Here is a 10,013-nt window from a genome sequence, read left to right as displayed (position 1 = left end):
GGCCTGGACGGCCTGCCCGACCACCTGCCCAATTACGAAACCCTGGGCACATCGGCCGAGTTTCCGCTGGCCATGATCTCGCCGCCGGCGCGCAATTTTCTCAACTCCAGCTTTGTCAACGTCAAAAGCCTGCGCGATATTGAAACCGAGCCGGTGCTGGAAATCCATGCCGACGATGCGCTCGCCCGCGGCATCCGCAGCGGCGCGGTGGTCAGGGTCTTCAACCGGCGCGGCAGCTACCTGGTGAAAGCCGAAGTCTCGGCGCGCGCCCGGCCCGGTGTGGTCAATGGCCTGGGCATCTGGTGGCGCAAGCTGGGCCTGGACGGCACCAACGTGAACCAGCTCACCAGCCAGCAGCTGACCGACCTGGGCCGGGGGCCGGTGTTTTACGACTGCCTGGTGCAGGTGACCCTGGCCGAGCCGCCTGCGCCGCCAGCCTCGCCGCAACCCTTGCCCCCGATGGTGTGAAGCGGGCACACATCTTGGCCATCACAGGTTTAAGCACGGCATTGGCCGCAGCCGCGGCGGCACTGTGCCTCGGTGGTTGTGCCAACCTGGGCTATTACTGGCAGTCCGTCAGCGGCCACATGCAGATGCTCAACGCCGCGCGCCCGGTCGATGACTGGCTGGGCGACAGCCAAACGCCGCAGGCCCTGAAGACCCGGCTGGCCTTGAGCCAGCGCATCCGCAGCTTTGCCGTGGCCGAGCTGAAGCTGCCCGACAACGCCAGCTACCGCCGCTACGCCGACCTGCACCGCAGCGCGGCGGTGTGGAACGTGGTGGCCGCGCCCGAGTTTTCGCTGACGCTCAAGACCTGGTGTTTTCCGGTCGCGGGCTGCGTCGGCTACCGCGGTTATTTCAGCGAAGCCGAAGCGCGGCTCGAAGCAGACCGACTCAACGCCGAAGGCCTGGAAACCAGCGTGTACCCGGTGCCGGCCTATTCCACCCTGGGCCTGATGAACTGGGCCGGCGGTGACCCGCTGCTCAACACCTTCATCCGCTACCCCGAGGGCGAACTGGCGCGGCTGATTTTTCATGAGCTGGCGCACCAGGTGGTTTACGCCCAGGGCGACACGGTGTTTAACGAATCGTTTGCCACCGCCGTGGAGCGTCTGGGCAGCCAGCGCTGGCTGGCGACCCAGGCCGGCGACGCGGCGCGCCAGGAGTACGCCAGGTTTGACGGGCGGCGCCGGCAGTTTCGCGCGCTGGCGCTGGCCACGCGCCGTGACCTGGAGCGTATTTATGCACAAAATGAGGCTGCAGCCCAGGAAGAACAAGCGCAGTCAGCTATCAAAAATATAGCGACCGAAAAAGCCAAGGCGCGCATCATGGAGCGCTTTCGGCGCGACTATGCGCAGCTTAAAGCCGGCTGGGCCAGCCAGCCCGGCCCCGCCAGCAACAGCAGCAGCATCGGCAACACCGTCACGGGCTACGACAGCTGGGTGGCCCGCGCCAACAACGCCTCGCTGGGCGCGCTGGCCGCCTATGATGAACTGGTGCCCGGCTTTGAGGCCCTGTTCGAGCGCGAAGGCCGCAACTGGCCGAGGTTTTATGATGCAGTCAAAAAACTGGCTGATCGCCCCAAGAACGAACGCCATCAGGCCCTGAGCACCCCATCCACACATCAATAAGACGGAGACCGACCATGGCAGACATTCACATCGAACGCAAACACAGCCTGGGACTGGCCAAGGCCCGCAAAGTGGCCTTTCAATGGGCCGAACAGGTCGAAGAAGAGTTCGACATGGAATGCATTTACGCGGAAGGCAGCGAGGCCGACGAGGTGAGCTTCAAGCGCTCGGGCGTCGCGGGCACCCTGGTCGTGACCCCCAACAGTTTTGATCTGCGCGCCAAACTCGGTTTTCTGCTGGGCGTCTTCAAGGAAAAAATTGAGGGCGAAATCGTGAAAAACCTCGACACGCTGCTGGCCAAAAGCGCGAGCGCGCCCACGGCAAAAAAAACCACCGCCCGAAAAAAAGCCTGAGGCGTAAAAACCATGAGCGCCGCCGGGCCGCCCCAAGCAAGCACAGTCCCCGAGGGGCTGGAGCCTGCGGCTCCAAAGCTGCTTGAGCAGGTTTGGACAGGCGACAGAGGCGAAGCGTCCCGCGAGCCGCGGCCTGCAAGGCCTCGCGCAGTACACGAAGTGACAAGCGTGGGGGCACCATGAACCTGGCGCGCTTCGACCTGGTGTCCATCCGCCTGGCCGTGGCCTGCGCCCAGAGCGGCAGCCTGACCGCGGCGGCGCGTGATTCACACCTGGCGCTGGCCGCCGCCAGCCGGCGCCTGCGCGAGCTGGAGGTGGCGCTGGGCGACACCCTGTTCGAACGCCATGCGCGCGGCCTGCTGCCCACGGCGGCCGGCCGCGTCTTCGTCAAACATGGGCTGACCCTGCTGCAGACCATGGAGCAGCTAGGCACCGAGCTGAGCGACCTGCGGCGCGGCATTGCACGGCATATTCGCCTGTGCGCCAGCAGCGCCGCCATCAGCCAGTTCCTGCCGCCGCTGCTGGCCCGCTATGGCGAGCTGCATCCCCAGGTGCATGTGGACCTGGAAGAGCAGGTGTCGGAGGCGGTGGTCGCCACGCTGCGCGAAGGCCGGGCCGATGTGGCGGTGTTTGTCGAAGGGCCGGACACGGGCGGTCTGGAGACCCGGCTTTTTCGCAACGACGAGCTGGTGCTGGTGCTGCCGGCCGGCCACCGGCTGGCCGGCCCCAAAACGCCCATCGCCTTTGCCGACACGCTGGACGAAGAGTGGATCAGCCTGACCGCCGGTGCCGCCATGCTGCAAAAGCAGCAGCAGGCGGCGCTGGCCGCGAACCGGCCGCTCAAGCTGCGCATGCAGGTGCGCAGCTTTGACGCGGTCTGCCACATGGTGGCTTCGGGGCTGGGCATCGCGGTGTTGCCCAAGGGCGCCAGCCTGCCCATCCTCAAGGCCATGAAGCTCGGCTGGCGCCCGCTGGCCGATGCCTGGGCACAGCGCCGCCTGCTGGTGGCCACCGCCGCCGGGGAAAGTGATGCGGCCATCATGTCGCTGGCAGCGTTCTTGGTGCAGGAGGCTTCGCAAAACGCGAAGGCACAAGGCCGCAAACAGTAATGGACGCCGGCCGGCCGCTGCCGCACACTGCCCGGCCATGGACATTACTTTTTCATCCGCCAATACCGGCCCGCTGGCAGGGCTCAAGGTTCTCGAACTCGGGCAGCTGATCGCCGGACCGTTCGCGGCCAAGACGCTGGCCGACTTTGGCGCCGGGGTCATCAAGATCGAACCGCCGGGCGCGGGTGACCCGCTGCGCAAATGGCGGCTGCTGAAAGACGGCACCTCGGTCTGGTGGCAGGTGCAGTCGCGCAACAAGCGCTCGCTGGCACTCGACCTGAAAGACCCCCAGGCCCAGGATATCGTGCGCCAGCTGGCTGCCGGTGCCGACGTGCTGATCGAAAACTTTCGCCCCGGTGCCATGGAGGGCTGGGGCCTGGGTCCCGACGAACTGCTAAAAATTAACCCGCGCCTGATCATGCTGCGCATCAGCGGCTACGGCCAGACCGGCCCCTACCGCGACCGCCCCGGCTTTGGTGTGGTGGCCGAAGCCATGAGCGGCCTGCGTCACCTGACGGCCGAACCGGGCCGGGTGCCGGTGCGCGTGGGGGTCAGCATTGGCGACACGCTGGCCGCGCTGCATGGCGTGATCGGCATCCTGCTGGCGCTGCAGCATCGCCACGTATCAGGCCAGGGCCAGGTCATCGACGTGGCGCTGTACGAGGCGGTGTTCAACTGCATGGAAAGCCTGCTGCCCGAGTACAGCGCGTTTGGCGCGGTGCGCGGCCCGGCCGGCAGCGCCCTGCCCGGCATTGCACCTAGCAATGCCTACCGTTGCAAGGACGAAGCTTATGCGCTGATTGCCGGCAATGGCGACAGCATTTTCAAGCGGCTGATGACGCTGATAGGCCGTGACGACTTGGCAGCCGACCCTCTGCTCGCCGACAACGCCGGCCGCGTCGCCCGCGTGGACGAAATCGACGAAGCCATTGGCCTGTGGGCCGCAGAGCGCACGGTGGATGAGGTGCTGGCGCAACTGGACAAGGCCTCGGTGCCGGCCGGCCGCATCTACAGCGTGGCCGACATCGCCGCCGATCCACATTACCAGGCGCGCGGCATGCTGGACAGCGTGCAGATGGACGACGGCAGCACGCTGGCCGTGCCCGGCATCACGCCCAAGCTGTCGCTCACGCCCGGCGGCCACCGGCGCAACGCGCCCACACTGGGCCAGGACACCGACGCCGTGCTGCAGGAGCTGGGCTTGAGCCCCGAACAGATTCAGGGCCTCAAGGACAAGGGAATCGTGGCGGGAGGCAAGGCATGAAACGCATCTACTTCAACGAAGTCGCCACGCGCGACGGCTTTCAGATCGAACCTGAATTCATCCCGACCGACACCAAGGTGGCGCTGGTCGATGCGCTCAGTGACTGCGGCTACGCCAAGATCGAAGTGACCTCCTTCACCTCGCCCAAGGCGATTCCGATGCTGCGCGATGCCGAAGAGGTGATGGGCCGCATCCGCCGCGTACCGGGCGTCGAATACACGGTGCTGGTGCCGAACCTGCGCGGCGCCGAACGCGCGCTCGAATCACGCGCCGATGAGCTCAACCTCGTCATGTCCACCTCGGAAACGCACAACCTGGCCAACCTGCGCATGCCGATGGCGCGCAGCTTTTCGGCGCTGTCGCAAGTGATTGCGCATGTCGATGGCCGCACCCCCGTCAACGTCTCGCTGTCCTGCTGCTTTGGTTGCCCGATGGAAGGCGAGGTGGCGCAGGCCGCCGTGCTGGACTGGGCCAGCCGTTTTGCCGATCTCGGCGGGGACCGGGTCAGGGGCATCACGATTTGCGACACCACCGGCATGGCACACCCGGCGCAGGTCAGCCGCATGGTGGAGGCGCTGCAGCAGCGCTTTGCCCAATCCTCACGCGATATGCAGCTCACGCTGCATTTTCACAACACGCGCGGCATGGGCCTGGCCAATCTGCTGGCGGCCGTGCAGGGCGGCATCACCCGCTTTGACGGTTCGCTCGGCGGCCTGGGCGGCTGCCCCTATGCACCCGGCGCCAGCGGCAACATCAGCAGCGAAGACGCCATCCACATGCTGGCCGCCATGGGTTACGACACCGGCATCGATTTGCCCAAATTGCTGGCGGTGGCGAGGCAGATGCCGCAGATCGTCGGCCATGAGGTGCCGGGCCAGGTGGCCAAGGCGGGACGCATTTCTGACCTGCATCCGGCGCCGGAGTTTGTGGCGGCCCTGCGGGAGCAGATGAGCACCGACGGGCCGCCCCCAGGCGCGAAGGTCTCCTCATCGTGGTGAAAGGGGCAGCGCAACGCCGGAGGCACACACAGTGACAAGCGTGGGGGCCAGACCCGCGTGATAGACCCTCTTGACCCTCTGGTGCTGGCAAGGCTTTGCGCTTCGGCCAGCAAAAAATCAAACTGATCGAGATTTCAGAACTGGCCTGAACTGGCATTGACCCCCCCAAGGAGACACAGACATGAACCCCATTTCCCGCAGAACCTTCACGCTCGCCGCCGGCCTGGGCGCTGCCTCGTGGCTCAACCCGGTGCGTGCGCAGCTCGCCGGCAAGCCCATCACGCTCATCGTGTCCTCGGCAGCCGGTGGCACGACCGACATTTCGGCACGCATGCTGGCCGAGCCGCTGGGGAAAATCCTGCAGACCTCGGTCATCGTGGACAACCGCGCCGGCGGCAACGGCAACATTGCCGGCCAGATGGTGGCGCGTGGCCCGGTTGACGGCTCCAGCCTGCTGGTGCAGTACTCGGGCTACCAGTGCATCACCCCGCTGATCCAGCCGGTGCCCGGCTTTGATCCGGCCACCCACCTCAAGCCGCTGGGTCATTTGATAGACGCACCGCAGTTGATGGTGGTGCGCGCCGACTTTCCGGCGAACAGCTTTGCCGAGTTCATCCAATACGCCAGGGCCAACCCGGCGCGCATCAATTACGCGTCGAGCGGCAACGGCTCGCTGCAGCACGTCACCACCGAACTGCTGAAGGACCTGACCAAGACCTTCATGGTGCACATCCCATACCGCGGCACCGGCCCGGCCCTGAACGACCTGCTGGCCGGCACGGTGGACTTCACCATCACCACGCCGCCACCCCTGCTGCCGCACATTCGGGCGGGCAAACTGAAGGCGCTGATGGTGACCGGGCGCACACGCCTGGCCGCCTTGCCCAACGTCCCCACCGCGACCGAAAGCGGCGTCCCGCTGGTCGCGTCATCCTGGTTTGCGGTGTACGGGCCCACGGGCATGCCGGCCGATCTGCAGAATCGCCTCTCGCTGGCCATCAAGCAGGTGGTGGAGTCGGACAGCTTCAAAAAGCGCGCGGAAGACCAGGGCGCCAAGGCGATCGTCATGAACGGCGCCGAACTGGCCACGCTGGAGGCCAATGAACGCAAGATGTGGGGCCGCGTCGTGAAGCTGGCCAACATCAAGGCCGACTGAACGCGCGACCTGCTCAGCTCAGCTCGGCAATCAGGTCGATGTACTGCTGCATGGCAGCGTCCTGCGAGGTGCCCTTGAGATTGTTCCAGGCCTCCCACTTGGCGCGGGCCACCATTTCGCTGAATCCGGGTTTTTTCTCGGTGTTGTCACCGCTGCTGCCCTGCTTGTACAGCGCATAAATCTTCAGCAGCGTGGCGTTGTCGGGACGCTCGCTGAGGTTTTTGGAATCGGCCATGGCCTTGTCGAAAGCGGCTTTCAGGTCTGACATGTGAATGCTCCGTTTTTAGTAGTGGATCACCAATAAGGGTGCTTGGGGTATCTGCCCGGTATCTTAGCCATACACTTCCTTGCAAAATAGAGGCTTGCCCCCACGCTTTTCCTTGCGTGCAATGCGCGCCCGGCCTGGGAGCGCATTGCACGCAAGCGGCATTGCAAAAATTGGCACCCTCGCTCGATTTATTCATTTTGGAAAAGTTCATGGTCACACGCGTTTCGGTCCAGTCAGCAGGAAAACAAGCCGCTCAAAAAGTGGCGAAAAACGTTCAGAAAAACGTCACGCGGGCGGTCTCGGGCACGCTGGGCTTGTCGGGCGAGCGCATGAGCAAGGTCGACACCGCCTGGCTGCGCATGGACAGCGCGGCCAATCTGATGATGATTGTGGGCGTCTGGCAGCTGGCGCCGGGCGTCAGGCATGCGGCGGTGTGCGAGCGCATTGAAAACAGCCTGCTCAAGTACAGGCGCTTCAAGCAGCGCGTGATGCAGGACGCGGCCGGCGCCACCTGGGTCAATGACCGCAACTTTGACCTGGCCCAGCATGTGCTGCTGGAAACCCTGCCCAAGCCGGCCAGGGGCGCGCACGACCAGCAGGAGGCGCTGCAGGACCGGGTGGCCGAGCTGGCCATGCAGCCGCTGGACGCTAAACGCCCGCTGTGGCAAATCCACCTGATTGAAGACTACCTAGGTGCCGACGGCGTCAAGGGCAGCGCCATGATTGTGCGCATTCACCACTGCATTGCCGACGGCATCGCGCTGATTTCGGTCACCATGTCGCTGGTCGATGGCGGTGCGCCGCCGCCCGAGCGCCAGAAAAAAGAGGCCATGGCCAACAGCGCCGAGGACTGGATTGCGGACACCCTGCTCAAACCCTTTACCGACATCACGGTGAAAGCACTGGGTGCCGTGGGCGAAGGCGCGGCGCGCTCGCTGGGCCTGCTGAATGACCCGAAAAAGGGCATGGAGCAAGGCATGAGCGGCTCCATGGACATGGCCAAAGTGCTGTTGCAGGTGCTCAAGGACAGCGCCGCGCTGGCGCTGATGCCCGACGACTCGAAAACCCGGCTCAAGGGCAAGCCCGGCGGCGCCAAAAAGGTCGCCTGGTGCCAGCCGATTCCGCTGGACGAGGTCAAGGCCGTGGGCAAGGCGCTCAACTGCTCCATCAACGACGTGCTGCTGAGCTGCGTGGCCGGGGCGCTGGGCGAATACCTGAAGTCGCTGGGCGACGACGTGAGCGGCCAGGAAATCCGCGCCATGGTGCCGGTCAACCTGCGCCCCATCGAGCAGGCCTACAAGCTGGGCAACCGCTTCGGCCTGGTGCCGCTGGTGCTGCCGATTGGCGTCGAGAACCCGATCGAGCGGGTCTACGAAGTGCGCCGCCGCATGGCGGCATTAAAGGGCAGCTACCAGCCGCTGCTGGCTTTCAGCCTGCTGGCCGTGGCCGGTTTGCTGATCAAGCCGGCGCAGGACGTGATGCTGAACCTGTTTTCCAAAAAGACCACCGCCGTGATGACCAACGTGCCGGGGCCGCGCGAAAAGCTCAAGTTTTGCGGCGCCACGCTGGAGCAAAGCATGTTCTGGGTGCCGCAGTCGGGCGATGTGGGCCTGGGCGTGTCGATCTTGAGCTACGGCGGCGGCGTTCAGTTTGGCGTCATCACCGACAGCGCCCTGTGTCCCGAGCCGCAGCGCATCATTGACGAGTTCGTGCCGGAGTTTGCCAAGCTGTCCATCGTGACGCTGATGCTGCCGTGGGGCGATTAATCCGTCATTTTTAGACAATTCAGGCCTCCAGCCCTTTAACAACGTGCGCCTCTAGCTATTTTTTTGATAGCATCAAACGGCGAAACGGCGTGAGGCGATCTCCAGCAGGCCATCAAAAATCAGGCTTTCCACCAGCTCGAAATGGCCGGTCATGCTGGGGGCCATCTTCCAGCCGGCGCCGCCGGTCATGATGCATTCGGGCGCTTCGCCGCAGTGGCGCGTGATGTTCTCCACCATGCGCTGCACCGCCCCGGCAATGGCAAAGGTGCCGCCGCTGGTCAGCGCATCGCTGGTGTTGGTGGGGAAATCGCGCACGTCGCCGGTCGGCACATGCAGGCCGGCCGTACCCGACTCGAGGGCGCGCAGCATGATGCCGTGGCCGGGCAGGATGATGCCGCCCAAAAACCGGCCATCGCGATCAATCGCTTCCACCGTCACGGCCGTGCCCACCATCGCCACCACGCAGGGCTTGCGCAGGCCGCGCGCCAGCAGCCGGTGGTGCGCGCCAATCATGGCGACCCAGCGGTCAGCGCCCAGCCGCGCCGGATGGTCATAACCATTGCTCAGGCCGGCCTCCTGCGCGCCGGGAACAACCCAGCGCGGACTCACGTCCCACAGTTCCATCTGCTCGGCCACCCGGCGCTTGATGGCGTCGCCGGCGACCACGCAGCCCAGCATCGCGGTGGGCGCTGGCAAGGTACTCCATTCGTCCTCGGCCAGCTTGTCGATGTTTTCCAGAAACACCGCGCCATGCGCCAGCAGCCGCGCGCCCGGCGTGGGCGCGTCGTACTGGGCCCATTTCAGGCGGGTGTTGCCCACGTCAAGTGCTAGAAAAGTCATGTGACGGAATTATGAACAGGTTTGCCGACGTGCTTGCCCCGGCCACGGGAGGGGGTAAACCCTTCACTACACCGGCAACGGCCTTACCAACGGCCCTACTTTTGCCGCCACGGCAGGCCGCGAAACCGCCAGCCGCCCTGCAGGTTGCGGTGTGCCTGGCCGTTGGGGTCGCCCTCAAAGCCTTCCAGGATGTTGTAGGCCTGCAGGCCCAGCGCCTCGGTGGCGCGTTTGGCGGCGGCGATGGAGCGCACGCCGCTGCGGCACAGCAGCACGACTTTTTTGCCGGCCGGCACAGCGGTTTTCAGGGCCTCGTCAAAGTCCGGGTTCATCGCCATGCCGGGCCACTGCTTCCAGGCCAGCGGCACCGCGCCGGGCACAAACCCGACCCACTCGCGCTCAGCGTCGCTGCGCACATCGACCAGCACCGCTTCGCCGGACAAAAACCACTGGTAGGCCAGCTGCGGCGACACGTCGCCCGCGTAGCCCTCGGCCGGGCGCACCTGCATCAGCGCCACGGCGTCGGCGTCATGGCGCAGGCCCGAGGTCTGGTTGAGCGGCAGCACCTCGGCCAGGCGGGCGGGGGTGGGCAGCACCAAGGCGTTCATGGTGGCGACAAACTCGTCCCGGG

At 65.4% G+C, this 10,013-nt stretch carries 11 protein-coding genes; 8 read left to right on the top strand and 3 right to left on the bottom strand.

The genetic code is table 11. The features are described 5' to 3' along the window. From RMO23_RS03225 to RMO23_RS03195, 7 genes are all read left to right on the top strand, one after another. On the top strand, nucleotides 1–468 hold a 468-nt coding region (locus RMO23_RS03225; protein ID WP_309678658.1), incomplete at its 5' end, for a molybdopterin dinucleotide binding domain-containing protein. Nucleotides 469–482: 14 nt separating this feature from the next. Further along, nucleotides 483–1,631, top strand: a complete 1,149-nt coding sequence (locus tag RMO23_RS03220; protein WP_405041558.1) for an aminopeptidase — start codon at nucleotides 483–485, stop codon at nucleotides 1,629–1,631. Nucleotides 1,632–1,645: 14 nt separating this feature from the next. Then, complete coding sequence (locus RMO23_RS03215; protein WP_309678657.1) at nucleotides 1,646–1,984, top strand: polyhydroxyalkanoic acid system family protein; 339 nt, start codon at nucleotides 1,646–1,648, stop codon at nucleotides 1,982–1,984. 179 nt (nucleotides 1,985–2,163) lie between these two features. Then, nucleotides 2,164–3,093, top strand: coding sequence for a LysR family transcriptional regulator (locus tag RMO23_RS03210; RefSeq protein ID WP_309678656.1), 930 nt, complete (start codon nucleotides 2,164–2,166; stop codon nucleotides 3,091–3,093). A 37-nt stretch (nucleotides 3,094–3,130) separates the two neighbouring features. Next, complete coding sequence (locus tag RMO23_RS03205) at nucleotides 3,131–4,357, top strand: CaiB/BaiF CoA-transferase family protein (protein WP_309678655.1); 1,227 nt, start codon at nucleotides 3,131–3,133, stop codon at nucleotides 4,355–4,357. Beyond that, nucleotides 4,354–5,355: a hydroxymethylglutaryl-CoA lyase gene (locus RMO23_RS03200; protein WP_309678654.1), complete on the top strand. Its 1,002-nt coding sequence runs from the start codon at nucleotides 4,354–4,356 to the stop codon at nucleotides 5,353–5,355. The genes RMO23_RS03205 and RMO23_RS03200 overlap by 4 nt, the downstream gene beginning before the upstream one ends. Nucleotides 5,356–5,536: 181 nt before the next feature. Further along, nucleotides 5,537–6,511, top strand: coding sequence for a tripartite tricarboxylate transporter substrate binding protein (locus tag RMO23_RS03195; protein WP_309678653.1), 975 nt, complete (start codon nucleotides 5,537–5,539; stop codon nucleotides 6,509–6,511). Between the two features lie 13 nt (nucleotides 6,512–6,524). Here RMO23_RS03195 and RMO23_RS03190 read toward each other — a convergent pair whose 3' ends face one another. After that, a complete protein-coding gene (locus RMO23_RS03190; protein WP_309678652.1) occupies nucleotides 6,525–6,779 on the bottom strand; it encodes an acyl-CoA-binding protein in 255 nt (84 codons plus the stop codon). 209 nt (nucleotides 6,780–6,988) lie between these two features. On the opposite strand from RMO23_RS03190, the gene RMO23_RS03185 reads away from it, so the two are divergent. Next, on the top strand, nucleotides 6,989–8,545 hold the full coding sequence (locus tag RMO23_RS03185; protein WP_309678651.1) for a wax ester/triacylglycerol synthase family O-acyltransferase: 1,557 nt from the start codon (nucleotides 6,989–6,991) through the stop codon (nucleotides 8,543–8,545). Between the two features lie 72 nt (nucleotides 8,546–8,617). Here RMO23_RS03185 and RMO23_RS03180 read toward each other — a convergent pair whose 3' ends face one another. Continuing rightward, entirely contained in the window at nucleotides 8,618–9,385 is a 768-nt protein-coding gene (locus RMO23_RS03180; protein WP_309678650.1) for a type III pantothenate kinase, read from the bottom strand. A gap of 95 nt (nucleotides 9,386–9,480) precedes the next feature. Further along, nucleotides 9,481–9,891: a rhodanese-like domain-containing protein gene (locus RMO23_RS03175; protein ID WP_309678659.1), complete on the bottom strand. Its 411-nt coding sequence runs from the start codon at nucleotides 9,889–9,891 to the stop codon at nucleotides 9,481–9,483. Between the last annotated feature and the right edge of the window lie 122 nt (nucleotides 9,892–10,013).

The organism is Polaromonas sp., from assembly GCF_031411155.1.
GTDB lineage: Bacteria > Pseudomonadota > Gammaproteobacteria > Burkholderiales > Burkholderiaceae_C > Polaromonas.
The sequence above is the reverse complement of the archived record's forward strand: the minus strand, read 5'-3'. Positions and strand labels throughout refer to the sequence as shown.